This window comes from Mycobacterium sp. NGS29 (genome assembly GCF_059812965.1).
Map to the genome: position 1 here is coordinate 42,851 of NZ_JCALDR010000021.1, position 26,096 is coordinate 68,946.

20 protein-coding genes and 2 pseudogenes are annotated in these 26,096 nt (G+C 68.9%); 14 read left to right on the plus strand and 8 right to left on the minus strand.

What is annotated here, in order from left to right:
* The first annotated feature begins 158 nt into the window (after positions 1-158).
* A complete protein-coding gene (locus tag AC5Y5Z_RS22575) occupies positions 159-746 on the plus strand; it encodes a cysteine dioxygenase (protein ID WP_463828799.1) in 588 nt (195 codons plus the stop codon).
* Positions 743-1,135: a rhodanese-like domain-containing protein gene (locus AC5Y5Z_RS22580; RefSeq protein WP_499927660.1), complete on the plus strand. Its 393-nt coding sequence runs from the start codon at positions 743-745 to the stop codon at positions 1,133-1,135. Before AC5Y5Z_RS22575 ends, AC5Y5Z_RS22580 begins: the two co-directional genes overlap by 4 nt.
* Here AC5Y5Z_RS22580 and AC5Y5Z_RS22585 read toward each other — a convergent pair.
* Genes AC5Y5Z_RS22585 through AC5Y5Z_RS22595 form a run of 3 tightly spaced genes read right to left on the minus strand, consistent with a single transcriptional unit; the run spans position 1,132 to position 4,712 of the window.
* Positions 1,132-2,892 carry an alpha/beta hydrolase gene (locus AC5Y5Z_RS22585; protein WP_499927662.1) on the minus strand — a complete coding sequence of 587 codons (1,761 nt, stop codon included), beginning with the start codon at positions 2,890-2,892 and terminating at the stop codon, positions 1,132-1,134. The two genes, AC5Y5Z_RS22580 and AC5Y5Z_RS22585, sit on opposite strands and share 4 nt — an antisense overlap.
* A complete protein-coding gene (locus AC5Y5Z_RS22590) occupies positions 2,889-3,662 on the minus strand; it encodes an enoyl-CoA hydratase (protein ID WP_499927664.1) in 774 nt (257 codons plus the stop codon). The genes AC5Y5Z_RS22585 and AC5Y5Z_RS22590 overlap by 4 nt, the downstream gene beginning before the upstream one ends.
* Before the next feature lie 12 nt (positions 3,663-3,674).
* The gene (locus AC5Y5Z_RS22595) at positions 3,675-4,712 is read right to left on the minus strand and encodes an enoyl-CoA hydratase/isomerase family protein (RefSeq protein ID WP_463828818.1); all 1,038 of its coding nucleotides are present in this window, start codon (positions 4,710-4,712) and stop codon (positions 3,675-3,677) included.
* A gap of 244 nt (positions 4,713-4,956) precedes the next feature.
* Between AC5Y5Z_RS22595 and AC5Y5Z_RS22600 the strand changes: the two genes are divergently transcribed.
* On the plus strand, positions 4,957-5,799 hold the full coding sequence (locus tag AC5Y5Z_RS22600; RefSeq protein WP_463828803.1) for a Bax inhibitor-1/YccA family protein: 843 nt from the start codon (positions 4,957-4,959) through the stop codon (positions 5,797-5,799).
* Positions 5,800-6,038: 239 nt separating this feature from the next.
* Positions 6,039-6,236, plus strand: a pseudogene (locus tag AC5Y5Z_RS22605) (hypothetical protein); the annotation flags it as partial.
* A gap of 119 nt (positions 6,237-6,355) precedes the next feature.
* Here AC5Y5Z_RS22605 and AC5Y5Z_RS22610 read toward each other — a convergent pair.
* Positions 6,356-7,573 carry an acetyl-CoA C-acetyltransferase gene (locus AC5Y5Z_RS22610; RefSeq protein ID WP_463828804.1) on the minus strand — a complete coding sequence of 406 codons (1,218 nt, stop codon included), beginning with the start codon at positions 7,571-7,573 and terminating at the stop codon, positions 6,356-6,358.
* 75 nt (positions 7,574-7,648) lie between these two features.
* Positions 7,649-8,608, minus strand: a complete 960-nt coding sequence (locus tag AC5Y5Z_RS22615) for an SGNH/GDSL hydrolase family protein (RefSeq protein ID WP_499927682.1) — start codon at positions 8,606-8,608, stop codon at positions 7,649-7,651.
* Positions 8,609-8,829: 221 nt separating this feature from the next.
* Between AC5Y5Z_RS22615 and AC5Y5Z_RS22620 the strand changes: the two genes are divergently transcribed.
* The 4 genes and pseudogenes from AC5Y5Z_RS22620 to AC5Y5Z_RS22635 all read left to right on the plus strand — a co-directional run bounded on the left by AC5Y5Z_RS22620 (position 8,830) and on the right by AC5Y5Z_RS22635 (position 13,160).
* Positions 8,830-9,897 carry an alpha/beta hydrolase gene (locus tag AC5Y5Z_RS22620; protein ID WP_463828805.1) on the plus strand — a complete coding sequence of 356 codons (1,068 nt, stop codon included), beginning with the start codon at positions 8,830-8,832 and terminating at the stop codon, positions 9,895-9,897.
* Positions 9,898-9,940: 43 nt separating this feature from the next.
* A complete protein-coding gene (locus AC5Y5Z_RS22625) occupies positions 9,941-11,335 on the plus strand; it encodes a cystathionine beta-synthase (protein WP_499927666.1) in 1,395 nt (464 codons plus the stop codon).
* A 113-nt stretch (positions 11,336-11,448) separates the two neighbouring features.
* A pseudogene (locus tag AC5Y5Z_RS22630) lies at positions 11,449-11,964 on the plus strand (RDD family protein); the annotation flags it as partial.
* 41 nt (positions 11,965-12,005) lie between these two features.
* Positions 12,006-13,160, plus strand: coding sequence for a cystathionine gamma-synthase (locus tag AC5Y5Z_RS22635; protein ID WP_463828807.1), 1,155 nt, complete (start codon positions 12,006-12,008; stop codon positions 13,158-13,160).
* 79 nt (positions 13,161-13,239) lie between these two features.
* Here AC5Y5Z_RS22635 and greA read toward each other — a convergent pair whose 3' ends face one another.
* A complete protein-coding gene (gene greA, locus AC5Y5Z_RS22640) occupies positions 13,240-13,734 on the minus strand; it encodes a transcription elongation factor GreA (protein WP_463828808.1) in 495 nt (164 codons plus the stop codon).
* Positions 13,735-13,957: 223 nt separating this feature from the next.
* Entirely contained in the window at positions 13,958-14,392 is a 435-nt protein-coding gene (locus tag AC5Y5Z_RS22645) for a DUF4307 domain-containing protein (RefSeq protein WP_463828809.1), read from the minus strand.
* Positions 14,393-14,500: 108 nt separating this feature from the next.
* On the opposite strand from AC5Y5Z_RS22645, the gene mca reads away from it, so the two are divergent.
* The 4 genes from mca to AC5Y5Z_RS22665 are packed head-to-tail and all read left to right on the plus strand — an operon-like array spanning position 14,501 to position 18,047.
* Complete coding sequence (gene mca / locus AC5Y5Z_RS22650) at positions 14,501-15,373, plus strand: mycothiol conjugate amidase Mca (protein WP_499927670.1); 873 nt, start codon at positions 14,501-14,503, stop codon at positions 15,371-15,373.
* Positions 15,370-15,666: a hypothetical protein gene (locus tag AC5Y5Z_RS22655; protein ID WP_463828811.1), complete on the plus strand. Its 297-nt coding sequence runs from the start codon at positions 15,370-15,372 to the stop codon at positions 15,664-15,666. Before mca ends, AC5Y5Z_RS22655 begins: the two co-directional genes overlap by 4 nt.
* Entirely contained in the window at positions 15,653-17,653 is a 2,001-nt protein-coding gene (locus AC5Y5Z_RS22660; RefSeq protein WP_499927672.1) for a thioredoxin domain-containing protein, read from the plus strand. Before AC5Y5Z_RS22655 ends, AC5Y5Z_RS22660 begins: the two co-directional genes overlap by 14 nt.
* Before the next feature lie 13 nt (positions 17,654-17,666).
* On the plus strand, positions 17,667-18,047 hold the full coding sequence (locus AC5Y5Z_RS22665) for a nuclear transport factor 2 family protein (RefSeq protein WP_499927674.1): 381 nt from the start codon (positions 17,667-17,669) through the stop codon (positions 18,045-18,047).
* Here AC5Y5Z_RS22665 and trhA read toward each other — a convergent pair.
* Positions 18,044-18,826 carry a PAQR family membrane homeostasis protein TrhA gene (gene trhA / locus AC5Y5Z_RS22670; protein ID WP_463828814.1) on the minus strand — a complete coding sequence of 261 codons (783 nt, stop codon included), beginning with the start codon at positions 18,824-18,826 and terminating at the stop codon, positions 18,044-18,046. The two genes, AC5Y5Z_RS22665 and trhA, sit on opposite strands and share 4 nt — an antisense overlap.
* Positions 18,827-18,967: 141 nt before the next feature.
* On the opposite strand from trhA, the gene AC5Y5Z_RS22675 reads away from it, so the two are divergent.
* On the plus strand, positions 18,968-19,756 hold the full coding sequence (locus AC5Y5Z_RS22675; RefSeq protein ID WP_463828820.1) for a (2Z,6E)-farnesyl diphosphate synthase: 789 nt from the start codon (positions 18,968-18,970) through the stop codon (positions 19,754-19,756).
* 534 nt (positions 19,757-20,290) lie between these two features.
* On the plus strand, positions 20,291-26,011 hold the full coding sequence (locus AC5Y5Z_RS22680) for a PE family protein (protein ID WP_499927676.1): 5,721 nt from the start codon (positions 20,291-20,293) through the stop codon (positions 26,009-26,011).
* Positions 26,012-26,096: the final 85 nt, after the last annotated feature.

The window sequence follows — 26,096 nt, forward strand, 5'->3', positions numbered from 1 at the left end:
CGGCAGGTCGCGTCCGGCCGGGGCAGCTGAGATCGGGATCGGCGCACGCCACCTAATCTATGCAACACTTTCCCCGTGCTGGAGCGGTTCGGATTTTGCGAGTGTTGTCGGCCCTGACGCCGCCGCTTGCCCTGACCGTTTCGACTCCGGAGTTCCTCATGGCTCACCCTGTTCTGCAGCCCCTGTCCCGGCCCTATCCGACGCTGACTGCCCCCTACCCGGGGCCCACCCGGTTGCGCGTGCCCGATCTGTTGCACGCCACCGATCAGGCCGCCGACGACGTGCTGAGCGGACGCTGCGACCACCTGCTGCCCGACGGCGGGGTGCCCGAGCAGCAGCGCTGGTTCGCCCGCATCCACGGTGACGAGGAACTCGACATCTGGTTGATCAGCTGGGTTCCCGGGCACGCCACCGAACTGCACGACCACGGCGGTTCGCTCGGTGCGCTGACGGTGCTCTCCGGTGCGCTCAGCGAGTTCCGTTGGGACGGAAGGAAATTGCGTCGCCGTCGGCTCGAGGCCGGCGACCAGGCGGGATTTCCGCTGGGCTGGGTGCACGACGTGGTGTGGGCGCCCAGGTCGGTGGAGGGACCGGTCGACATCGGCACCGGTGCGTCGGCTCCGACCCTGAGCGTGCACGCCTACTCGCCGCCGCTGACGGCGATGTCCTACTACGAGGTGACCGAGCGAAACACGCTGCGCCGCAATCGAACCGAGTTGACCGACCAGCCGGAAGGCCCGGGATGAGCCGGATCGACGCCGTGCTGGACGCGGCCCGGGACCGATACCGCCGGTTGCCTGCCGAACACGTGCCCGCGGCGGTTCGCGGCGGCGCGTTGCTCGTCGACATCCGGCCGCAGGCTCAGCGTGCCCGGGAAGGCGAGGTGCCCGGTGCGCTGGTGATCGAACGCAATGTGCTGGAGTGGCGCCTGGACCCGACCAGCGACGCCCGGCTCCCCGCAGCCGTCGACGACGACGTGCAGTGGGTGATCCTGTGTTCGGAGGGCTACACCTCGAGCCTGGCCGCGGCCGCGCTGCTGGACCTGGGCCTGCACCGCGCGACCGACGTGATCGGCGGCTATCACGCGCTGAGCGCCGCCGGCGTGCTGGGCGACCTGGAACCGGTCAGACGCTAACCGGTGGCGTCCTGATCGTCGCCCGAGCCCAGCGGCATCGCGTTGGCGTTCAGCATCGGCCGTAGCCGTTCGGTCTTTTCCGGCGTCCACCCCGGCGGCGACAGCACCGCGGCCCAGCCGTCGGCGCAGTTGGCCACGTAACGGTGGCCGTGGCCGTCGGGAACGTCGACCGCAACCGCCATGTCCGCCGACACCTGCAGGAACGTCACCAGCGGGATCCACCGCGTCTCGGGTAACACGTCGTAGCCACGCTTCTCGCGCAGCCAGTCCGGTTTGTTGAACAGCAGGTCCGGTGTCCACCAGGCGATCGGGTCGGAGGCGTGCTGCAGATACACCACCCGGGGTCTGCTCCACTCCCGGCTGGGACGGTTCAAGTCCTCCGGGCGCGCGACGAAGCGGACGTTGTGACCGCCGTCGAAGATCGGCAACCACTCCGGCGAACCGCGGTCCCGCGTCGCGGTCAGCTGCGTCCAGATGGTGTTGTTGAACGTCGGCCCGCTGAACAGGGCGCCGTCGGTACGGGCCAGCACGTTGTTGAGGCTCATGAACGGCGCCTCGCCGCCGAACGAGCCCAGGCTCTCGCCGAAGACGACGAGCTTGGGACGCTTGAATTCCGGCATCTGCCGGATCAGCTTGTCGACGGCCTCGAACAACGCCTGCCCGGCGTGCCGGGCGTTCTCCTTGTCCACCAGGAACGACAGCCAGCTCGGCAGGAACGAGTACTGCATGCTGACGATCGCGGTGTTGCCGTTGTACATGTATTCCAGTGCCGAGGCCTCCGCCTCGTTGATCCACCCGGTGCCGGTGGTGGTGCCCACTGCGACGACGGCGCGCTGCAGGCCTCCGGTCCGCAGCAGTTCCTGGGCCGCCAGTTGGGCGGTCGCGTCGATGTCTGCCGCGGATTTCAGGCCGGCGTACGCCCGGATCGGCTGAAGCGCCGCAACGCCATTGAATGCGGTCAGCTTCTTTACCGACGGTCCACCCCGGACGAAGATCCGGCCCTGATGGCCCAGTGACTCCCACGACACCAGCGACTCCGGACCGCCGGAGCGCAGCCTGGTCTTCGGCGGTGCACTGTCGGGGTCCATCTCGTTGTTGAGCGAGGCGAACGAGCCGTTCATGGACCGCATCGCGAACTTGAGCACCACGCCGTTGAGCACAGTGATCGTCAGCGCGGTGAGCGCGATCACCACGATGGCCGCCGAAACGCGGAACGGGGCGACCCGATCCACCTGTGCCACCAGGCGAGTGACGATCCAGCGGATGAACTTGCCGATTTCGACAAAGGTGAACAACACGACCATCGACAGCGCGCCGGTCAGCGGGTAGTCGTACCACTGCAGGTGCTCGACGCCCATCATGTCGCGCACGTCGTCCTGCCAGACATGGAATCGGATCGCCATCACCACCACGCCGATCGCGCCGACCACGATCAGCGGCGGCCACGCCCACGGCGGCGCGGGGGGAGTGGTGTTCTGCGAACGCATGTAGCGGACCAGCCACACGGTGAACACACCCAACCCGTATCCGGTTGCGCCCGAAGACCCGCTGACCACTCCCTGGAACAGCGGCCCGCGGGGCAGCAGCGACGGGGTCAGCGACAACCACACGAAAATCAGGCCCAGCATGGTCCCGGTGTAGGTGTAATTTCGCACCCACCAACGGCCGTGGACCAGGGGTGGGGCCAGATCCTTGTCGTCAGGGCGCGGCTCGTCGGCCGATTCCTCGTCGGTGGTCAGGGCCGCCGAACCGCTCATCGGTGGGTGAAGTCAGGCGGGCGCTTCTCCACGAAGGCAGCCATGCCTTCGGATTGGTCGTCGGTGGCAAAGGTCGAGTGAAACAGCCTGCGCTCGTAGAGAAGTCCCTCGGCCAGGGTGGACTCGAAGGCGCGGTTGACGGCTTCCTTGGCCATCCGGGTGGCCGACAGCGACAGCTGCGAGATGGTGCTCGCGACGGCTTTGGCTTCAGTCAGCAGGTCGTCGGCGGGAACCACCCGCGACACCAGTCCGCTGCGTTCGGCCTCGGCCGCATCGATGGTGCGTCCGGTCAAGATGAGGTCCATCGCCTTGGCTTTGCCGATCGCCCGGGTCAGCCGTTGCGAGCCACCCATACCGGGGATCACGCCCAGCTTGATCTCCGGCTGACCGAATTTCGCGGTGTCGGCAGCGATCAGCAGATCGCACATCATCGCCAGCTCACAGCCGCCGCCGAGCGCGTAGCCGGCCACCGCCGCGATCGTCGGGGTGCGCACCGCGGCCAACTTGCCCCAGGTGACGAAGAAGTCGGCGCCGAACGCGTCGGCGAAGGACAGTCCGGCCATCTCCTTGATGTCGGCGCCCGCGGCGAACGCCTTGGCCGAACCGGTGATGATGATCGCCCCGATGCCGTCGTCGGAATCCAGTTCTGTTGCGGCATCAGTGACTTCGTGCATTACCTGGCTGTTCAGCGCATTGAGGGCCTTGGGCCGGTTCAGGGTGATGATGCCAACTCGTTCATCACGCTCGACCAGGATGGTTTCGTAGGACATGCGATTGCCTCCCTAGAACGTCAGATCGTCGTCCACTGGTGCGAAATATGCGTCGACGTCGGCTGCGGTGACTTCGTCCAGTTGCGCCGGGGACCACTTCGGGTTGCGGTCCTTATCGACCAGTTGGGCGCGGATGCCTTCGACGAAGTCGTGCGAGCGCAGCGACGCCGACGACACCCGATAATCCTGCACCAGAACATCTTCCAGCGTTTCCAGCTCGGCGGCACGGCGTACCGCCTCGAAGGTCACCGACAGTGCGATGGGGGAGCGGGTGGCGATCAGGTCCGCGGCGTCGTGGGCCGGCTCCGCGTCGTGTGCGCGCAACGCGGCGATGATGTCCGCGACGGTGTCGCCCGAGTAGCAGTCGTCGATCCATTCACGTTGCGCCGCAAGCTTACTCGGTGGCGGTTCGACGGCGTAGTGCGCGAGCGCGCCTTCGACGCCCTCGGTGGCGACCGCGGCGGTGAAAGCATCGAGTTCGCTGTGCGGCACGTAGTGGTCGGCGAACCCCAGCGCGATGGCGTCCGCACCGTCGAACGGTGCACCGGTCAGCGCGGCGTGCAGGCCGAGCTTGCCGGGCGCCCGCGACAACAGGTAGGTCCCGCCGACGTCGGGGATGAAGCCGATCCCGACCTCGGGCATCGCGACCTTGGAGGTGTCGGTGGCCACCCGGGTGTTCGCGTGGGCGCTGACGCCGACCCCGCCGCCCATCACGATGCCGTCCATCACCGCGACGTAGGGCTTGTCGTAGCGGCCGATCTTTCCGTTGAGCAGATACTCGTCGCGCCAGAACCGCCGCGCCTCGGCGCCGTCGCTGCGGGCGGAGTGATACAGCGCCACCACGTCACCGCCGGCGCACAACCCGCGCTCGCCGGCGCCGGTGAGCACCACCGCACGCACCGCGTCGTCGCGCTCCCACCGGGTCAGGACCGTGCTCAGCAGGTCGATCATCGTCTGGCTGAGCGAGTTGATCGCCTTCGGGCGGTTCAGTGTGACGTAGCCGACGTTGTGGTCCACGCGGGTCAGGACCTCGTCGGATTCCCCAGTCACGGCGCCAGTCACGCGCACGTCTCCCCTCGTCGTGAAGCACCCCTGGCCGCTGTGACCATGAGTTTGACCAGCAATCTAGATCGTTACTCGCTCGGCGGTGCCCGCGGGTCTAAGGTTTATGGTTATCCGGACCTTCATCCGGACCAGGTCGATAAGCAGCTCCGCGGGAACCCGCGCGGACCGCCAAACGTTGAGTAACTGTTTGCACAGCTCGAAACCACAGCATTTCAGAGAGGATCCGACGGTGCGGGAGACAAGCAACCCGGTATTCCGCTCGCTGCCGAAGCAGCAGGGCGGATACGCGCAGTTCGGCCCCGGCGTCGCGCCGGGCTACCAGGGCGACCCATACGCCCCCTACCAGCCGTCCCAGCCTTACCAGCCGCAGGCGGGGACTTCTCGTCCGGTGACCATCGACGATGTCGTCACCAAGACCGGCCTGACGCTGGCCACGCTGTCGGCGACCGCGGTCGTCTCCTACTTCCTGGTCGCGGCGAACAACAGCCTGGCGATGCCGCTGGCCATGGTCGGCGGGATCGGTGGTCTGGTAATGGTGCTGATTGCGACGTTCGGTCGCAAGCAGGACAACCCGGCGATCGTGCTGAGCTACGCCGTCCTCGAGGGTTTGTTCCTGGGCGCCATCTCGTTCCTGCTGGCGCACTTCACTGTGGGCTCGGCCAACGCGGGTTCGCTCATCGGCCAGGCCATCCTGGGGACTCTCGGCGTGTTCTTCGGAATGTTGGTCGTCTACAAGACCGGTGCTATTCGGGTCACGCCGAAGTTCGTTCGGATGATGACCGCTGCGATCTTCGGTGTGTTCTTCCTGATGCTGGGCAACCTCGTGCTGAGTTTCTTCACCCACTCGGCGGGCCCGCTGCGGGGTGGCGGCACCATCGCGATCATCTTCTCGCTGGTCTGCATCGGCATCGCGGCCTTCAGCTTCTTGATCGACTTCGACGCCGCCGACCAGATGATTCGCGCAGGGGCGCCGGAGAAGGCCGCGTGGGGCATCGCGCTCGGCCTGACCGTGACCCTGGTCTGGCTGTACATCGAGATCCTGCGTCTGCTGAGCTATCTGCAGAACGATTGATCCCTGGACGGGCAAAGCCGGCACGCCATGGCGTGCCGGCTTTCTCTTTTGTGTGCGCCCTCTTTCGTGTGGCGCCGCGCGGGTGGCGCCGCGGGTGTGCGGCGTTGACGCTGCGCTGGCGGCGCGGTGGGTGGCTTCCCCGGGCGTGACTCTGCGCTGGTGGCGGGGGGTCCTCGCAGTTTTGCGCCCTGGACGCAGAGTGAATTGCGGTGTCGGTGCCGGCTGCCACCATGCGGGGTATGTGGTACGCACAGCAGCCCTTTATCGGCAGCGAGGCACTCACCGACGGCCGACTCAGCCGGCACGAGCTGCGCGCTTACTACGGCCCGATCATGCCGAATGTCTACCTGGACAAGCGTGTGGACCCGTCATTGCGCGACCGCACCGTCGCCGCGTGGTTGTGGTCGCACCGCGAAGGTGTTCTGTCCGGTGCCGCCGTTGACTTTGCGCTGAGGGCGCTGCGCTCTCGCACTCTGTCGCCCTGGACGCAGAGTGACCGGGTGGGCCGACGCAGAGTGAACGGCGGGAGGGGCGGCGCAGCGCCGACGAAGCGCAGCTACGACAGCCGCTCGACCACCATCGCCATACCCTGCCCACCGCCGACGCACATGGTCTCCACGCCGAACGTCTTGTCGTGCGTCTGCAGATTGTTGAGCAGCGTCGCGGTGATGCGGGCGCCGGTCATGCCGAACGGGTGACCCAACGCGATAGCGCCGCCCGACACGTTCAGCTTGTCCTCGTCGATACCCAGCTCGCGCGCCGACCCCAGCACCTGCACCGCAAACGCCTCGTTGATTTCGAAGAGGTCGATGTCGGTGACCGACATGCCGGCGCGGGCCAGCGCCTTCTTGACCGCCTCGATCGGGCCCAGCCCCATGATCTCCGGGGAGAGCCCACTGACGCCGGTGGACACGATGCGCGCCAACGGCGTCAGGCCCAGCTCCTTGGCCTTGGTGTCGCTGGTGATGATCACCGCAGCCGCGCCGTCGTTCAACGGGCAGGCATTGCCCGCGGTGACGGTGCCGTTGGGCCGGAACACCGGCTTGAGCTCGCTGATCTTCTCGTAGGTGGTGCCGGCGCGCGGGCCGTCGTCGGTGTCGACGGTGCTGCCGTCGGGCAGGGTGACCGCAGAGATCTCGCGGGCGAAGAACCCGTTCTTGATCGCTTCTTCAGCGCGGTTCTGGCTGCGCACACCCCAGTGGTCCTGGTCTTCGCGGCTGATGCCCGTCATCGCAGCGACGTTCTCGGCGGTCTGCCCCATCGCGATGTAGATGTCAGGCACATTCCCGTCGGCGCGCGGGTCGTGCCATTCGTCGGCGCCGGCCGCCGCCGCGGCGGTGCGCTGTTGCCCCTCGTCGAACAGCGGGTTCTTGGTGTCCGGCCACGAGTCGGCGCTGCCCTTGGCGAAGCGGGACACCGTCTCCACACCGGCGGAGATGAAAGCGTCACCCTCACCGGCCTTGATCGCGTGAAACGCCATGCGGGTGGTCTGCAGCGACGACGAGCAGTACCGGTTGACGGTGGTGCCGGGCAGGAAGTCGTAGCCGAGTTGGACGGCGACGACCCGCGCCATGTTGAAGCCGGACTCACCGGCGGGCTGTCCGCATCCCAGCATCAGGTCGTCGATCTGATGTGGGTTCAGCTCCGGCACCTTGTCGAGTGCGGCGCGCACCATCTGGCTGGCCAGGTCGTCGGGCCGCATGCCGACCAGCGACCCTTTCATGGCACGGCCGATCGGTGAGCGGGCAGTTGAGACGATGACGGCTTCGGGCATGTCGGCTCCTCCGGTGGGCGGTGGCCATTCGAATCTGGCAGGCCGAGCCTAGTCCCGCGGCCCAACGCGCCGGAGTCAAGGTAGGGCGACGGCTTCACCTTCGGCCGCACGCGCAGCCGACGGGCGCGGCCAGAACCGGGACACCAGTGCGCGTCGGGTGGCACTGACCTCCGGGGTGACGATCTCGGCTGAAACCGGCGGCGGAACCGGCGGCAGGTCCAGCTTGTCACTGAGCGCGCTGCGCAACGCCGCCAGCAACTGCTCGGCCGCGACGGCATACCCGGCCGCCGAGGGGTGGAACTGGTCGGCGGAGAACATCAGCTCCGGCATCTCCCGGAATTTGGGCGCCACCAGATGCGCGATCGACACTGGCACACCCCCGGCCGCGCGCACCGCGGCGGCTTGTGCGCGGGCCAGTTGCAGACCCCGGGTGCGCGCCAGCGAACGCAACGGCTGGGGGATTGCCGTGATGACCCCCAGGTCTGGACAGGTCCCCACCACCACGACGGCGCCGCGGTCATGCAGCCGGCGCACCGAGGAGCCGAGTCGCTGGGCCGACGGGCTGACCCCGTTGAGCGCGGTGATGTCGTTCGCGCCGAGCATGATGACCGCGGCGTCGGGTGGCGGTCCGGCGACGAACATCGCATCGACCTGACCCCAGAGGCCTTTCGACGTGGCTCCGACAATGGCCTTGGTGCTCAGGCGGATTCGCAACCCGGACTGCTCGGCCAGCCCGCGGGCGATCACCACCCCGGGAACATCCTCTGCGGTCACGCACCCGTACCCGGCCGCCGTCGAGTCGCCGAAAATCATCAGGTGCAGGTCCACGGGCATGCCGCGCTGCCAGCGTTGCACGGGACCGCCGCCGCGGGTGTAGACGCCGTCGGCGCGGGGCGGGATGTCCCACGACTTGGGGATCACCGTGCGCGCATGCATGGCCTGGCCGACCAGCAGGTTGCGTGCGCCCAGATAGGCCGAGCCTGTCGAGGCGAGTGCACCCGCGGTGGCCAGAGCGATCGTCGAACGACGTGGCACGCGCATGCTCACGGCAATCAGTTTAGGACGGTTGTGCTGATTTCGTGGGTAGCTGAAGAACAAAGCGATTACGGTGTGAACCAGAAGTGATATCGAACTGAATAATCGAGTGCCGAGTGGGTAAACGGCTGCCAAGCTAAGTTGGCGAGGTTGGCTGGAGTCACTGCTCAGCGTCTTCGTCGCATGCTATCGGACTACAACGGCGTAGGAAGTAGTGAGCAATGACCGCTCCCAGTAAAGTATCTGGTTCCCCCCGGGTTCACATTCGGCCGCGCGATGTGCTGAAGTCTCGTAGACTTGAAGCCCGCAGGTTTGCGATCAGTGACGGTGCCCCCGTTCAGGTGGTCGAGTCTGGTCCAAGTGTCTCTGCGCGAATAGCTACGCTTGCTTCGCGTGTCACGATCCGTCCGTTTCTGGCGGTCGGCAGCTACGTTCCACAGTTTCCCTGGCCGTGGGCTCTGATCGACCACGCCGCCCGCGTGCTGCTGCCGGCCACCAACACCGTCCGGGCCGAAGTCGACTTGCCCAATGCCTCAGCGCAATTGGTGCGGGCCACCGGCGTCTTGCCGGCCGACGGTACCCGGCGCGTGATTCTGTATCTGCACGGCGGAGCCTTTCTCACCTGCGGAGCAAACTCGCACGGTCGCCTGGTCGAGACGCTGTCGAAGTTTGCTGACGCCCCAGTTCTGGTCGTCAACTACCGGCTGATGCCCAAGCATTCGATCGGGATGGCGCTCGATGACTGCTACGACGGCTACCGGTGGTTGCGGCTGCTCGGGTACGAACCCGAGCAGATTGTGCTTGCCGGCGACTCGGCCGGCGGCTACCTCGCGCTGTCCCTGGCGCAACGTCTGCTGCGGGAGGACGAGGAGCCCGCGGCCCTGGTGGCGATCTCGCCGCTGCTGCAGCTGGCAAAGGAAGAGAAGCAGGCCCACCCGAACATCAAGTGCGACGCGATGTTCCCGCCGCGAGCATTTGACGCGCTCGGCGAATTGGTTGCTAGCTGCGCCGCCAAGAACAAGAAGAACGGTGCGCCCGAGGAGATCTACGAGCCGTTGGAGCACATCGAGCCCGGCTTGCCGCGGACGCTGATCCACGTTTCCGGCTCCGAGGTGCTGTTGCACGACGCCCAGCTGGCCGCGCAGCGGCTGGCGGCGGTGGGGGTGCCCGCCGAGGTGCGGGTCTGGCCGGGCCAGGTGCACGACTTCCAGGTGGCCGGACCGATCTTGCCGGAGGCCGAGCGTTCGTTGCGGCAGATCGGCGAGTACATCCGCGAGGCCACCGGCTAGACACCCGAGTGCACCGCGCGGGACCGCCTGAGACCATAGGCGTATGCGAATCGCGCAGCACATCAGTGATCTCATCGGCGGCACTCCGCTGGTTCGGCTGAACTCCGTCGTCCCCGAGGGTTCGGGCATCGTGGCCGCGAAGGTCGAATACCTCAACCCGGGCGGCAGCTCCAAGGACCGGATCGCCGAGCGGATGATCGACGCGGCCGAGGCCAGCGGCGCGCTGCGGCCGGGCGGCACCATCGTCGAACCCACGTCGGGCAACACCGGTGTCGGCCTGGCGTTGGTGGCCCAGCGCCGCGGTTACAAATGCGTATTCGTGTGCCCCGACAAAGTCGGGGAGGACAAGCGAAATGTGTTGCGCGCGTACGGTGCCGAGGTGGTCGTCTGCCCGACGGCGGTGCCCCCGGAGGACCCGGACAGCTACTACAGCGTGTCCGACCGGTTGGTGCGGGAAACCGAAGGTGCCTGGAAGCCCGACCAATACTCCAACCCCGAGGGCCCGGCCAGCCACTACGCCAGCACGGGTCCGGAGATCTGGGCCGACACCGACGGCAAGATCACGCACTTCGTCGCCGGCATCGGCACCGGCGGCACGATCACCGGCGCCGGTCGCTACCTCAAGGAGGTGTCCAACGGGCGGGTGCGGATCATCGGCGCCGACCCGGAGGGTTCGGTGTACTCCGGCGGCACCGGCCGGCCGTATCTGGTCGAGGGAGTGGGCGAGGACTTCTGGCCGGCGGCCTACGACCCTTCGGTGCCCGACGAGATCGTCGCGGTCTCCGACTCCGATTCCTTCGACATGACCCGGCGCCTAGCCCGCGAGGAAGCCATGCTGGTCGGCGGCTCCTGCGGGATGGCCGTTGTCGCGGCGCTCAAGGTGGCCGAGCAGGCCGGGCCCGACGCGCTGGTCGTCGTGCTGCTGCCCGACGGTGGGCGCGGCTACATGGCGAAAATCTTCAACGACGCGTGGATGTCGTCCTACGGGTTCCTGCGCAGCAGGCTCGACGGGTCATCGGCGGAGTCCACCGTCGGAGATGTGCTGCGGCGCAAGTCCGGTGCGTTGCCCGACCTGGTGCACACCCACCCGTCGGAAACGGTGCGCGACGCGATCGGGATTCTGCGCGAATACGGGGTGTCGCAGATGCCGGTCGTGGGCGCCGAGCCGCCGGTGATGGCCGGCGAAGTCGCCGGCAGTGTCTCCGAGCGCGAACTCCTTTCGGCGGTGTTCGAGGGCCGCGCCAAGCTGGCCGACGCGGTGTCGGAGCACATGAGCCCCCCGTTGCGACTGATCGGGGCCGGCGAGCTGGTCAGCGTGGCCGGCAAGGAGCTGCGCGACTGGGACGCGTTGATGGTGGTGGAGGAGGGCAAGCCGGTCGGGGTGATCACCCGCTACGACCTGCTGGGCTTCCTGTCCGAAGGAACGCGACGACGCTAGCGGGGTCCCGCTGGTTCCGGCGCTCCGGTACTCTAACCGGCTAGTTCAGCAAACTCCGTATCGGAAGGTTGTCCATGACCGATCAGCCGCCCGGTGGGCCCTATCCGTCCGCGCCCCCGCCCCCGCCGCCCGGTGGCTACCCGCCGCCACCCCCGCCGGCCGGCGCGGTCGCGCCGCCGCCGCCGGGACCGGCCGTGCGCCAGTTGTCGACGGAGTCCTACACACCGTGGGTCTCCCGCGCGCTCGCATTCCTCATCGACTACGTCCCGGTGCTGATCATCGTCGGTATCACCACGGCCCTGTTGATCGCCGTCCCGGACGACTCGATGGCCGGCACTTTCCTGAACATGCTGGGAAATGGGTTGGTCGCGGCCTACGTCGTGTGGAACTACGGCTACAAGCAGGGCACCACCGGATCGAGCATCGGTAAGTCGATCCTGAAGTTCAAAGTGGTGAGCGAGGTCTCCGGCGCTCCGTTGGGATTCGCCATGTCACTGGTGCGTCAACTCGCGCACTTCGTCGACGCGATCATCTGCTACATCGGATTCTTATTCCCGTTGTGGGACAAGAAGCGCCAGACCCTGGCGGACAAGATCATGACGACGGTCTGTCTGCCGCTGCAAAGCTGAGGAGCGAGCCCACCGGGTAGGAACGATTAGGCTGGCCGTCGATGAACCACGACCACAGATTCACCGGCCAGGCCACCAAAGCGATCCACGCGGGCTACCGCCCCGATCCGGCGACCGGCGCCGTCAACGCCCCGATCTACGCCAGCAGCACCTTCGCCCAGGACGGGGTCGGTGGGTTGCGCGGCGGCTTCGAGTACGCCCGCACCGGCAACCCGACCCGGGCCGCGCTGGAAGCCTCCCTGGCGGCGATCGAGGAGGGTGCGTTCGGGCGCGCGTTCAGTTCCGGGATGGCCGCCAGCGATTGTGTGCTACGTGCCGTCCTGCGCCCCGGCGACCATGTCGTCATTCCCGACGACGCCTACGGCGGCACCTTCCGGCTGATCGACAAGGTCTTCACCCAATGGGGCGTCCGGTACACGCCGGTGCCGTTGTCCGATCTGGACGCGGTGCGCGCGGCGATCACCCCGCAGACCCGGTTGATCTGGGTGGAGACGCCCACCAACCCGCTGCTGTCGGTCGCCGACATTGCCGGCATCGGCCAGCTGGGTGCCGATGTCAAGGCAAAAGTATTGGTGGACAACACGTTTGCCTCGCCGGCGTTGCAGCAACCGCTGACGCTGGGTGCCGATATCGTGCTGCACTCGACCACCAAATACATCGGCGGCCACTCCGACGTCGTCGGCGGCGCGGTGGTCACCAACGACGAAGAACTGGATCAGGCGTTCGCCTTCCTGCAGAACGGCGCGGGTGCGGTACCGGGGCCGTTCGATGCGTACCTGACCATCCGCGGCATCAAGACGCTGGTACTGCGGATGCAGCGGCACAGCGAAAACGCCGCTGCCGTAGCGCATTTCCTGGCCGAGCTGCCGGCGGTGAGTGCCGTGCTCTACCCGGGTCTGCCCACCCATCCCGGCCATGCGGTTGCCGCGCGCCAGATGCGCGGCTTCGGCGGCATGGTGTCGCTGCGGATGCGCGGGGGACGGCAGGCGGCCGAGAAGTTGTGCGCCAGGACCGAAGTCTTCATTCTGGCCGAGTCACTGGGCGGGGTGGAGTCACTGATCGAACACCCCAGCGCGATGACGCACGCATCGACGGCCGGCTCACAGCTGGAAGTGCCCGACGACCTGGTGCGGCTGTCGGTGGGCATCGAGGACGTCGCCGACCTGATCGCCGACCTTGAGCAGGCGCTGGGCTGACCCACCGGCCTGACGCCGACTGTGCGTCTCACGACGCGACACGCCGCAGATACGTCGTGCCGTGCACACTGGGCAGGAACTACGAGTGGTACGGCTCCGCGCTGACCAGCGTCACCTCGACGGTGTTACCGCTGGGCACCTTGTAGCTGCGGGTCTCGCCGACCTTCGCGTCAATCAGCGCACCGCCGAGCGGGGAGTTCGGTGAGTAGACCTCGAGTTTGCCGTCGTTAACGCCTTCTTGGCGGGTGGCGATCAGGAAGGTCTCGCTGTCCGACTTGTCGCCGTTGTAGTAGACCTTCACCACCGAGCCGGGCAGCGCGACCCCGGACTGCTTGGGGGCCTCGCCGACCTTGGCGTTGTTGAGCAGATCCTGCAGCTGCCGGATGCGGGCCTCCTGCTGACCCTGCTCCTCCCGCGCAGCGTGGTACCCGCCGTTCTCGCGCAGATCGCCCTCTTCGCGGCGATCGTTGATTTCCGCGGCGATGACCGGACGATTCGCGATCAGCTGGTCGAGCTCGGACTTGAGCCGGTCATGTGATTCCTGGGTCAACCAGGTCACCTGAGTGTCCGTCATCTCGTACCGCTCCTTGTGTTGTCGTTCCGCGTGTCGCGTAAGTCCTCTGATCCGCTTGCTGACGTAAGCGGCTTCCCCCACCCCGGTTGCTGCCAAGTCCCGCGTGCCGAAGGCCTCTAATGCAGCAATACACGGTCCCAGGCAGGACCGTGCATTCACCTATGTTACCACCGCGCTAACAACTGATGACCTGCATCGCCGCAGTTCGGCGTTTGTCGCGCGGTCAGGACGGGCGCAGATACGCGGGTACGTCTGTGCCGCAGCCATATACGTCGGCCATCATCGGCGGCTTGCCGGATTTCAGGGTAGTGGTCACCTGCACCGTCGCCTGGTCGGCGGGAGGCACCAGCACCTCGCGCCGGCCGGTCTCGCTGCCGTCCCTGGCGCGCACCCGCACGATGCACGCCACGGCCCGGGACGGGTCTTTGCGGGTCACGCTGATGATCACCGAGGCCGTTTCGTCATCGATCACCTGGTAGCCCGCCAGCGTGCCGGTGACCGGGGCGGTGCCGATCCGCTGGTAGCCGGCGACGGCGATGCCGATGCCCGCCGCCAGCACCGCCGCGGCGAGCCCGATGACGACTCGGCGCCGTGCTTTGCGCGAAAGCCGGGACCGTCCGTAGCGTGCCTCGGGACGCGGAATCGATTCGTCAGTCAAGCCGTCAGTCTTGCCCTGGGGAGTTGTGGGGTACAGCAGAACTGGAAGTATAGGGAGCACTGACCAGGGCCGGTGGACGGACTCGTACCCACAGACACAAGGGAGCACGTGAGCAAACTGCGGTTGATGGCGGTGCACGCCCACCCCGACGACGAATCCAGCAAGGGCGCCGCGACTCTCGCCCGGTACGCCGACGAGGGTCATCAGGTGCTGGTGGTGACGTTGACCGGCGGTGAGCGCGGCGACATTCTCAACCCCGCGATGGACCTGCCCGACGTGCGCGGACACATCCATGAGATTCGCCGCGACGAGATGGCCAAAGCGGCCGAGATCCTCGGTGTCGAGCACACCTGGCTGGGCTTCGTCGACTCCGGGCTGCCCAAGGGCGACCCGCCGCCGCCACTGCCGGAGGGTTGCTTTGCGCTGGTGCCGCTGGAGGAATCGGTTGCAGCGCTGGTGCGGGTGGTCCGCGAATTCCGCCCGCACGTGATGATCACCTACGACGAGAACGGCGGCTACCCGCACCCCGACCACATCCGCTGCCATGAGGTGTCTGTCGGTGCCTACGAGGCGGCCGGCGACTACCGCCGCTTCGGCGACGCCGGGGAACCCTGGACGGTGTCCAAGCTCTACTACGTGCACGGCTTCCTGCGGGCCAGGATGCAGCTACTGCAGGACGAGTTCGAAAAGCACGGGCAGCAAGGGCCGTTCGACAAGTGGCTCCAGCACTGGCTGCCTGAGCACGACCAGTTCGAGAAGCGGGTCACCACCCGCGTCGAATGCTCGTCGTATTTCGGTCAGCGCGATGACGCGCTGCTCGCGCACGCCACCCAGATCGACCCGAATGCCGAGTTCTTCGCCGCGCCGATCGCCTGGCAGCAGCGGCTATGGCCGACCGAGGAATTCGAGCTGGCCCGGTCGCGGGTGCCGGCCACCCTGCCGGAGACCGATCTGTTCGCCGGAATCGAAGCCGACCGATGAACGCTCTTGTGCTCACCGTGATTGCAGACGGCGGAACCCGCAACCACGGGCCCGATTTCGGCAAGGCCAGTCCACTGGGGTTGTTGATCGTGGTGCTGCTGGTGGTCGCCACCATCTTCCTGGTGCGGTCGATGAACCGACAGCTCAAGAAGGTCCCCGAATCGTTCGACCGGCAGCACCCCGAGGCCGACCAGGCAGCGGACGAGGGCACCGACGCATTGGACGACCCGCCCGTTCCGCCAGGGGGCGACGGGTCCGCGCGGCCGCCGGGATCGGCTCATGACCCCGGCTGAGGCCGGCCGCAATACGCTCGCGCTCGCCACCAGCCCCTACCTGCGTCAGCATGCCGACAACCCGGTGCACTGGCAGCAGTGGACGCCGCATGCGCTGGCTGACGCAGCCACCCGCGACGTGCCCATCTTGCTGTCCATCGGCTACGCCGCCTGTCATTGGTGTCACGTCATGGCGCATGAATCGTTCGAAGATCCCGGGGTGGCCGAGGTGCTGAACGCCGACTTCGTCTGTATCAAAGTGGACCGCGAGGAACGCCCCGACATCGACGCGGTCTACATGAACGCCACCGTCGCGCTTACCGGCCAGGGCGGCTGGCCGATGACATGCTTCCTGACCCCGAACGGCCGGCCTTTCTTCTGCGGCACCTACTACCCGAAAGACAGCTTCCTGCAACTGCTTTCGGCGATCAGCGAGACCTGGCGCGAACGCCGTGGTGAGGTGGAGGAGGCCTCGGACCACATCGCCGGTGAGCTGCGCTCGATGAGCGCCGGGTTGCCGGGCGGCGGGCCGGCGGTGGCCCCGGAATTGTGTGATCAGGCGGTGGCCGCCGTGCTGGGTGACCAGGACGTCGAGCACGGCGGTTTCGGTGGCGCTCCGAAGTTTCCGCCGTCGGCGTTGCTGGAGGCGCTGCTGCGCCACTACGAGCGCACCGGGTCGCGGGCGGTGCTGGCCGCGGTGACGCGCACCGGCCGCGCGATGGCCCGCGGTGGCATGTATGACCAGCTGGCCGGGGGCTTCGCCCGCTACAGTGTCGACACCGCCTGGGTGGTGCCGCATTTCGAGAAGATGCTGTACGACAACGCGCTGCTGCTGCGCTGGTATGCACACTGGTTCCGACGCACCGGCGACCCGCTGGCCCGGCGGATCACCGCGCAGACGGCGCGGTTCCTGCTCGACGACCTCGCCGACGGCGACCTGTTCGTCTCCTCGCTGGACGCCGACGCCGACGGCCGGGAAGGCTCGACCTACGTGTGGACGCCGGCCCAACTGGCCGAAATTTTAGGTCCGGACGACGGCCGTTGGGCGGCAAGGGTTTTCGGTGTCACCGAGGCCGGCACCTTTGAGCACGGCACGTCGGTGCTGCGGCTGTCGGTGGACCCCGACGATCGCCTGGACGAGGTCTGCGAGCGGCTGCTGGCGGCGCGGCGTACCCGGGTCCAACCTGGACGCGACGACAAGGTGGTCACCGCCTGGAACGGGCTGGCCGTCACCGCGCTCGCCGAAGCCGGCGTCGCGTTGAGTGACCCGCAGTTGACCCGGGCCGCGCAGCGTTGTGCGGCCGCGCTGCTGGACCGTCACCTGGTGGACGGGCGGCTGCGCCGCGCGAGCCTGGGCGGGGTGGTCGGCGACAGCGCGGGGATTCTGGAGGACTATGCGATGCTGGCCACCGGCCTGCTTGCGCTCCACCAGCTGACCGCGGAGCCGGCGTCGCTCACCGCGGCCACCGGTCTGCTGGACACCGCGATCGGGCATTTCGCGGATGCGCAGCATCCCGGCCGGTGGTTCGACACCGCCGACGACGCCGAGCAGTTGTTGCTGAGGCCCGCCGACCCGCTGGACGGGGCCACGCCGTCAGGAGCCTCGTCGATCGCCGAGGCATTACTGACCGCGGCTCACCTGGTGGCTGGCACCCGCGCCGAGCGATATCTACGACTTGCCGGCCAGACACTGGACGCGCATGCGGTGCTGCTGGCCCGGGCCCCTCGGTCGGCCGGCCATTGGCTGGCGGTGGCCGAGGCGGCGGTACGCGGGCCACTGCAGATCGCCGTCGCCTGCCAGCAGCCCGCATCATTGCTGGCCGAAGCCCGTCGGCTGGCCCCCGGCGGGGCGATCGTTGTCGGCGGCCAGACGGACTCGTCGCCGCTGCTGGCCGGGCGGAACCAGGTGGCCGGCGCCGACGCCGCCTACGTGTGCCGGGGCCGGACGTGTGACCTGCCGGTGACCGACGCGGCGGCACTGGCTACCGCACTGAACGTACCCGGGTAGTAGCGTGCGTCACATGCCAAATGCCGAGCGGGTGCAAGCAATCACCGACACCGTGCATCGCTACATCGCCACGGTGAGCGACGGCACCGCCGAGGACCTGGCGGCCTTCTACGCCGACGACGCCACGCTGGAGGATCCGGTGGGTGGTGAGGTGCACATCGGCACCCGTGCTATCCACGGCTTCTATTCGGCAGTGACCGGCGCGCAACGCGAATGCGAATTGGTCACGCTGCGGGTATCTGGCAACGAAGCGGCCTTCCACTTCCGGCTGACGGTCGCGATGGGCGACACCAAGATGCGGATCGAGCCCATCGAGACGATGGTGTTCGACGGCGACGGCAAGGTCACCGCGATGAAGGCCTACTGGTCAGCGGCCGACGTGACCCAGCTCTAGAAGACGACGAACCACATCGCTATGTAGTGGCAGATCGCCGCCACCGCGGTGCAGGCGTGGAAGAACTCGTGGTAGCCGAAGGTCCGCGGCCACGGGTCGGGCCACTTGATGGCGTACAGCACGCCGCCGATGCTGTAGAGGGCGCCGCCGACGAACAGCAGCACCATGGCCGTCACGCCGGCGTTGTGCAGGATGGTGCCGGTGTACCAGACCGCGACCCATCCGAGCAGGATGTACAGCGGCACGCCGACCCAGCGCGGCGCCGAAGGCCACAGCATCTTGAGCAGAATGCCGCCGGCCGCACCGCCCCAGACGATCCACAACATCAGTTTCGCCTGGTCGGGAGGCAAGGCCAGGAGCGCGAACGGCGTGTAGCTGCCCGCGATGAACACGAAGATCATCGAGTGGTCCGCGCGCTTCATCCACATCCGGGCGGTCGGGGACTTCCAGTTGACCCGGTGGTAGGTGGCGCTGACCGTGAACATGATGATCGTGGCGAAGGTGTAGAGCATTGTCGCCAGACCGGCCCTGGTGGAATCCACCGCCCACGACACCGCCACCAGCGAGGCGCCCGCGGCGACGGCGGTGCCGGCTGAGTAGACGTGGATCCAGCCGCGGAACCGGGGCTTGGTCAGGACTTTGGCGACGCCCTCGGCGATCTGGTGGGCGGCGCCCTCCACGGCGTCCTGGGCGGCCTGGACCGGCGAGGAGTCGTCCTTGTCCGGCTCAGTGTTCTTGTTCGGCTCAGCGTTGGTGAGCGTGCTGGATTGGCTGCTCATCTGTTCTGCCTCGTCTTGTGTTCGCCGTTGGGGTCACGGATCAGGGTAGCGAAATCAGCTGAGTGAAACCTGATGACATGACGTGATATAGCCCGAATTCGCCACCGGAAACTGTTGCGGTTCACAGTAGTGTGGATCTTCGTGGAGATCGTCCCGCCGCGGATCAAGGAGCCGTTGTACCGGCTTTACGAGCTACGGCTCCGGCAGGGCCTGGCCGCGTCCAGATCGGAGTTGCCACGGCATATCGCGGTGCTGTGCGACGGGAACCGGCGGTGGGCGCGCAGCCTGGGGTACGACGACGTCAGCGTCGGTTACCGGATGGGGGCGGTGAAGATCGCCGAGATGCTGCGGTGGTGCCAGGACGCCGGCATCGAGATGACCACCGTCTATCTGCTTTCCACCGAGAACCTGCAACGTGACCCCGAAGAGCTCGGTGCGCTGATTGAGATCATCACCGATGTGGTCGAGGAGATCTGCGCGCCGGCCAACCGCTGGAGCGTGCGGACCGTCGGAGACCTGGAGTTGCTGGGTGAAGAACCGGCCCGGCGGCTGCGCGACGCGGTGGATTCCACCCCGCAGAACGCCGCGTTCCACGTCAACGTGGCGGTGGGGTACGGCGGCCGGCAGGAGATCGTCGGCGCGGTACGTGCGTTGCTGAGCAAGGAACTCGCCAACGGTGCCACCGCCGAGGAACTCGTCGAGGTGGTGACGGTTGACGGGATCTCGGAGAACCTCTACACCTCCGGGCAGCCGGACCCCGACCTGGTCATCCGCACCTCCGGGGAGCAGCGGCTGTCCGGCTTCCTGCTGTGGCAGAGCGCCTACTCGGAGATGTGGTTCACCGAGGCGCACTGGCCGGCGTTCCGGCGAGTCGATTTTCTGCGTGCTCTGCGCGACTACAGCATGCGGCATCGCCGGTACGGCAAGTAGCCGACGCCGGCAAATCAGAAGACCGGTCGGTCTACTTCCAGCAACCGTTTGGCTGGCTCTGCGTCGTGCCGTTGCCGTGACACTCCCGAGAAAATTTGTCAATCGCCACTTCGCAATCCCGAGGCGGTAGTGCGGCACACAGCAAACTTTGCGTCCGGTCACGGCGGTGTCAGACGAGTCGCTTTCCCTGCTGGTTTCTGACGCTATTGACAATAATTATTCAACTGGCGTCAGTAGGCCGCTCGGTACTGCGAGATAACTGATGAACTGAAAAGTGTTGGCGTACAACACTTTATCGCTCACGTCAGTGACCGTGTGAGTCGACCCACCAAGATGGATAGCTGAAGGTTGAATCCTTCAGGCTCCCGCAAACATCTGCGCGGTTGGCGCGCAGGGGCGCGGAGGCAGTCGTCGAATCGGCGAGATAGAAAAATCTGGAAATTACCGTTTCAGCATCTGGTGTTTTCGCTTACCGAAGATGTACATTCCCAAACCGAGTGACCTCGTCGGCTATGAACCACAGGAGTTTCAGCGATGTCGTATTTGGTGGCTGCCCCGGATCTGTTCGCCCTCGCCGCGACGAACCTGGAGAGTCTGGGCACGTCGATGTCCGAGGCCAATTGTGCGTGGGCCAGCCCCTTCACTTCGCTGCTGCCGGCGGCCCAGGACGAAGTGTCGGCGGCCATCGCCGCGTTGTTCGGGACGCACGCGCAGGGGTATCAAACGCTGAGCAACCAAGCCCAGGCGTTTCACGAGCAGTTCGTGCAGGCGTTGAACGCCGCAGGTAGCTCCTACGCAAGCGCCGAGGCGGCCGCCGCCAGCCCGCTCGGGCTCGTCGGAGACCTGATCAACGCCCCGTCGCAGGCTTTGCTGGGTCGCCCACTGATCGGCAACGGCACCGACGGTGCGGCGGGCACCGGCGCCAACGGTGGTGCCGGCGGATTGCTGTGGGGCAATGGTGGTGCCGGTGGGTCCGGTGCTGTGGGACAGGTCGGCGGTAACGGCGGGGCCGCCGGGTTATTCGGCAGTGGTGGCATCGGCGGTACGGGCGGCGCCGGCGCCCAGGGCGGTAATGGCGGCTCCGGCGGGATCTTGTACGGCAACGGCGGTATGGGCGGTGCCGGCGGCATCGGTGCCGCCGCCGGTCTGACCGGTGGTATCGGAGGCATGGGCGGAAACGCCGGCTTCTTCGGCGCCGGTGGTGCCGGCGGCGTGGGCGGTGCCGGTGGTGAAGGTGACCCGTCGTTGGCCATCGCCGGCGGCACCGGTGGAACCGGGGGACGGGGCGGCAACGGAGGGCTGGTATTCAGCACGGCCGGTGCCGGTGGCGTCGGTGGTGCTGGTGGATTCGGTGGTGACGGTGCGGACGCCGTCGTCGCCGGCGCGACGGGTGGCGGCGGAGGCCAGGGCGGTAATGGCGGTGCGGGTGGTGCCGCCGGTGGCACGGGCATCTTCGGTGCCGGCGGTGTGGGTGGCGCCGGTGGCGTGGCCGGGCTCGGTGGCGAAGGTGGTGACGGCGGCGCTGGCGACATCGGCACCCCCAACGGCGGTGCCGGTGGTGTGGGTGGCAACCCCGGCATCGCCGGTGCAGGCGGGGCGGGTTCACTCGGTGCGGCAAACGGCGCCGCCGGTGCTGCGGCAACCGGCGGCGGTAACGGCGGTACGGGTGGAGCGGGTCTCACCGCCGCCGGTGGCTCCAACGCGGCGGGCGGCAACGGCGGTGTCGGCGGTAATGGCGGGGCGGTCGGTCACGGTGGCGCCGGTGGTGAGGGCGGTGCCGGCGACGGCAGCGGCGCGGGCGGCAAGGGCGGGAACGGCGGCGTGGGTGTGGTCGGCGGGACCGGTGGTGCCGGTGGTGACGGCGGTGCGACCGCGAACGGTGGTGCCGGCGGTGACGGCGGCGCCGGCGTGGCCGGCGCCGCGGGTGCAAATGCCAGTACCCCGGGCGGGGCCGGTGGTGCCGGGGCGCGCGGCGGCATCGGCGGTGTCGGTGGGGCCGGTGGTCACGGAGGGCTGGTATCGGGCAACGGTGGTGACGGCGGCGCTGGCGGCAAGGGTGGTCTCGGTGGTGGCGGCGGGACCGGCGGCAAGGGTGTCGACGCGACAGTCGCTGGTGCCACCGGTGGCAACGGCGGCCTCGGCGGTTGGGGCGGTGCCGGCGGTGAGGGCGGTGCCGGCGGTGCCGCGGGTACTGCGCTCGGTTCCGGAACCGGTGGTGTCACCGGAACCGGTGGAATCGGCGGTCAGGGCGGCGCCGCAGGACTCGGCGGTGCCGGCGGGACTGGCGGCGCCGGGGACGCCACCACTCGCAATGGCGGCGTCGGCGGCGTGGGCGGCAACCCCGGCGGGAGAGGAGCCGGCGGGGCCGGCGGATTGAACGGCACCGGAACCACCGCCGCGGCATCAGGTGCCCTGGGCACCGCCGCCCTGAGCGGCGGTGATGGAGGTGCCGGCGGGGCTGGCTGGGACGCCACTACCCCCGGCGCGAACGGCGGCAACGGCGGTCGGGGTGGTGCCGGTGGTCTGGCCGGCAATGGTGGCGCGGGCGGAGCCGGCGGCAAGGGCGCCATCGGCGTAACGGGGACAGACCCGACCCAGACCAGTGGTGCCGGCGGGACCGGCGGCAACGGCGGTCACGGTGGTGCCGGCGGTGACGCCGGGACCACTGCGGGCTTTGGCGGGGCCGGTGGCGCCGGCGGCGTCGGCGGGCAGGGTGGCACCGGCGCAGTCGGCGCCGACGCGGCTGACCCGAGCGAGATCGGTGGTACCGGCGGGGTCGGTGGCGCCGGTGGAAAGGGCGGCAACGGCGGTCAGGGCGGCCTCGCGCAGAACCCACTCGGCAACCTGGGTGTCGGCGGCAACGGTGGTGCCGGCGGTGCGGCCGGACTCGGCGGCAACGGCGGCCACGGCGGTAATGGCACCGCCGCCAGCATTCATGGCAGCGCCGGCGGGATCGGCGGTAACCCCGGCACCGGCGGTGTCGGTGGCCAGGGTGGCGGCGGGTTGACGACTGGCGGCAGCGGGGCCACCGGTGCCGCCGCGACCAGTGGCGGCAACGGTGGCACCGGCGGTCACGGGTACACCGCCGCCGCGGGCACCGGGCTATCGGGCGGTAACGGCGGAGCCGGCGGACAGGCGGGCGCCGTGGGCAACGGCGGTGCCGGCGGTTCCGGTGGTGCCGGCGGTTCCGGCGCACAGGGCGCGACCGGTGGCACGGGCCTGATCGGCGACACCGGCCAGACTGGTGGCATCGGCGGTAACGGCGGCGCCGGCGGCGCGGCCGGTTCGCAGGCCGGCAACGGCGGCATCGGAGGTACCGGTGGTGACGGCGGGGTCGGCGGCGTGGGTGGCACCGGCGGGGTGGGCGAGGTCGGCGCTGATGGCGGTGGCACCGGCGGGGTCGGCGGCCAGGGCGGCAACGGTGGCGTCGGCGGCGTCGGCGGCAACGGTGGCGCCGGCGGTGCGGCGCCGAAGGGCGTTGCGGGCGCAGTCGGTGGCGGTGGTGCGGGCGGAAACGGTGGTGCGGCCGGAATTGGCGGTACCGGCGGTGTTGGCGGTGACGGCAACTCAGCCAACGTCGACGGCGGTACCGGTGGCCAGGGGGGTAACCCGGGCAGCGGCGGAGCTGGTGCGGCGAAGGGTAGCGGTGGCCCCGGTGGCGGTCCTAACGGCGTCGCGGGCGCGGCGGCCACCGAGGGTGGCGACGGCGGCGTCGGCGGCAAGGGCTACGCCGCGGACGCGGGGTCGAACGCCAACGGCGGTGCCGGCGGCGTCGGTGGTGCCGGTGGCACGCTCGGCACCGGTGGTGCTGGTGGTAACGGTGGCGCGGGTGATGGCATCGGCGCCGGTGGCACCGGTGGCATCGGCGGTGACAGCGGAGTGCAGGCCGGCAACGGTGGCGCCGGTGGCACCGGCGGCGAAGGCGGAGACACCGGTACCGGCGGCATCGGTGGCAAGGGTGGCTTCGGCCAGTCGCCGCAGGGTGTCGGCGGCGCGGGCGGTCACGGCGGCGTCGGCGGTGCGACATCGGGCGACGGGGGCGCCGGTGGTACCGGCGGGATCGGCCAGGCCGGCGGTGGCGCCGGCGGTGATGGTGGCGACGCCGGCGAGAGTGGAAACGGCGGCGCCGGCGGCACCGGCGGTGCGGGTCTGCCGGGCAAGTCCGGTGCGGCCGGGGCCGGCTCGGGTGCCAGCGGCGCAGCCGCTACTGGCGGTGGATTCGGTGGTGTCGGCGGTAACGGCGGGGCTGGTGGCACGGTGTCCGGGGACGGCGGGGCGGGTGGCGCCGGTGGCGTCGGCGCAGCCGGCGGTACCGGTGGTAACGGAGCCAACTCGACGAACCCGACCACGGCTGGCGGCGCCGGCGGTGACGGCGGTGCGGGTGGCACTGGTGGCGCCGGCGGTAACGGCGGTACCGCCACCGCAGGAAACCAGGGTGCGGCCGGCAACGGCGGTGCCGGCGGGGCGGCCGGCCAGGGCGGTGACGGCGGTGATGGCGCGAACGGCACGGCGACCGTCATCAATGGCAGCAATGGCGGTAAGGGCGGCGACGCGGGCGCGGTCGGTACCGGTGGCGCAGCGGGCACCGGCTCTACCAGCGGCAACAACGGCGCCAACGGTACCGCGCCCGCCAGCAGCGGCCACGGCGGCGATGGCGGCAACGGCTTCAACGCCGGTGCGCTCACCAATGGTTCTGCCGGTGGCAAGGGTGGCGACGGTGGTGCCGGCGGTTCGGTCGGTAACGGCGGTCATGGCGGCATCGGTGGCAACGGCGCAACCGGCACCACCGGCGGCGCCGGCGCCACCGGTGGCATCGGCGGCCAGGGTGGCAACGGTGGCGGCGGTGGCGCGGGCGGATCTGTCTCTGGCAACGCGGGTAACGGCGGCAATGCCGGCCAGGGCGGCCAGGGCGGCCAGGGCGGTAACGGTGCTGTTGGCGCCAACTCCAGCACCGCCAACGGTACGGCCGGCACCGGCGGCGCAGCCGGCGCCGGCGGCCAGGGCGGAGCCGGTGGTGTCGGTGGTGATGCAGGTGCCGCCACGCTTGGCGCAGACGGTACGGCAGGTAACGGCGGTAACGGCGGTAACGGCGGTAACGGTGGTAACGCCGGGACGGCCGGTAATGGCGGCACCGGCACCGGCAACCGAACCAACGGCGGTACCGGCGGTGCCGGCAACAACGGTGGCCTCGGCGGTGTGGGTGGCACCGGTGGTGCGGGCACCGCGACATCCAACGGTGGTGTCGGTGGCAACGGTGGCCAGGGCGGCATCGGATCCACGGGCGGTACCGGTGGGGGTGTCACTGGTACCACGGGTGGCAACGGCGGCGCCGGTGGCACCGGCGGTAACGGAGGCGCCGGCGGTAACGCGGGTGCCGGTGGTGACGGCCAGTCAGGTGGTGCCGCAGGTACCGCCGGAAACGGTGGCAAGGCCGGCAACGGCGGCAACGGCGCCGCAGGTGGTAACGGCCAGAACAGCACCACGGTCGCCAACCGCGACGCCCGCGCCGGTGGTGCCGGTGGCGACGGCGGTGTTGGCGGTGGCGGTGGCAACGGGGCCTCCGGTGGTACCGCGACCGGCGGCGGCACCAATGGCGCCGCAAGTGACGGGGGCGACGGTGGCGCCGGTGGTAAGGGCGGAAACGGCAATATCGGAGGCAATGCCGGTCAAGCTACTACCGGTAGCCAACCTGGCGGCTTGGGCGGCAACGGTGGTGCCAGCGGTAAAGGCGGTAACGGTGGCGCCGGTGGTGCTGGTGGCGACGGCACCGCCACCACTGCAGGCGCAGCCGGTGGTAACGGCGGGGATGCCGGCGCTGGCGGCGACTCCGGTTCCGGCGGCAAAGGCGGAAACGGCTTCGGCAGCAACCAGAATGGTGGTAGAGGCGGCGACGCCGGCTCAGCCGGCGCGGGCGGCATCGGAGGTGTCGGCGGCGACGGCGGCGACGGCAACGGTGGCGGGATCGGTGGAGACGCCGGAAACTCCGGTGCCGGCGGGAACGGCGGTGCCGGCGGCGGTGGTGGCAACCCGACGGGCACCGGCATCGGTGGAGGGGCCGGCAACGGCGCGAACGGTGGCGCGGGCGGCAACCACGCCAGCGGCGGCACGGGCGGAACTGGCCTGGGCGGCGGCACCGACGGCACGGGCGGCACCGACGGTAACCCTGGTACAGGCGGTACCGGCGGTCTCGCGGGCACTCCGGGTACGGGCGGCGTCGCAGGCGCTCCGGGCAGCAACGGGCCGAACGGCACCTAGCAACCAAGCGATATCGGCCACGCGTGCGCGGCCCTCCCAGGCAATATTCCACACACGTCGAACAGCGAACGTCTGACTCTGTAAG

What these genes read in the sequence shown, in the direction of transcription:
- AC5Y5Z_RS22575 (WP_463828799.1), top strand. Translation starts at nt 159, where the DNA reads ATGGCTCACCCTGTTCTGCAGCCCCTGTCCCGGCCCTATCCGACGCTG.
- AC5Y5Z_RS22580 (WP_499927660.1), top strand. Translation starts at nt 743, where the DNA reads ATGAGCCGGATCGACGCCGTGCTGGACGCGGCCCGGGACCGATACCGC.
- AC5Y5Z_RS22585 (WP_499927662.1), bottom strand. Translation starts at nt 2,892, where the DNA reads ATGAGCGGTTCGGCGGCCCTGACCACCGACGAGGAATCGGCCGACGAG.
- AC5Y5Z_RS22590 (WP_499927664.1), bottom strand. Translation starts at nt 3,662, where the DNA reads ATGTCCTACGAAACCATCCTGGTCGAGCGTGATGAACGAGTTGGCATC.
- AC5Y5Z_RS22610 (WP_463828804.1), bottom strand. Translation starts at nt 7,573, where the DNA reads ATGCCCGAAGCCGTCATCGTCTCAACTGCCCGCTCACCGATCGGCCGT.
- AC5Y5Z_RS22620 (WP_463828805.1), top strand. Translation starts at nt 8,830, where the DNA reads ATGACCGCTCCCAGTAAAGTATCTGGTTCCCCCCGGGTTCACATTCGG.
- AC5Y5Z_RS22625 (WP_499927666.1), top strand. Translation starts at nt 9,941, where the DNA reads ATGCGAATCGCGCAGCACATCAGTGATCTCATCGGCGGCACTCCGCTG.
- AC5Y5Z_RS22635 (WP_463828807.1), top strand. Translation starts at nt 12,006, where the DNA reads ATGAACCACGACCACAGATTCACCGGCCAGGCCACCAAAGCGATCCAC.
- greA (WP_463828808.1), bottom strand. Translation starts at nt 13,734, where the DNA reads ATGACGGACACTCAGGTGACCTGGTTGACCCAGGAATCACATGACCGG.
- AC5Y5Z_RS22655 (WP_463828811.1), top strand. Translation starts at nt 15,370, where the DNA reads ATGAACGCTCTTGTGCTCACCGTGATTGCAGACGGCGGAACCCGCAAC.
- AC5Y5Z_RS22660 (WP_499927672.1), top strand. Translation starts at nt 15,653, where the DNA reads ATGACCCCGGCTGAGGCCGGCCGCAATACGCTCGCGCTCGCCACCAGC.
- AC5Y5Z_RS22665 (WP_499927674.1), top strand. Translation starts at nt 17,667, where the DNA reads ATGCCAAATGCCGAGCGGGTGCAAGCAATCACCGACACCGTGCATCGC.
- trhA (WP_463828814.1), bottom strand. Translation starts at nt 18,826, where the DNA reads ATGAGCAGCCAATCCAGCACGCTCACCAACGCTGAGCCGAACAAGAAC.
- AC5Y5Z_RS22680 (WP_499927676.1), top strand. Translation starts at nt 20,291, where the DNA reads ATGTCGTATTTGGTGGCTGCCCCGGATCTGTTCGCCCTCGCCGCGACG.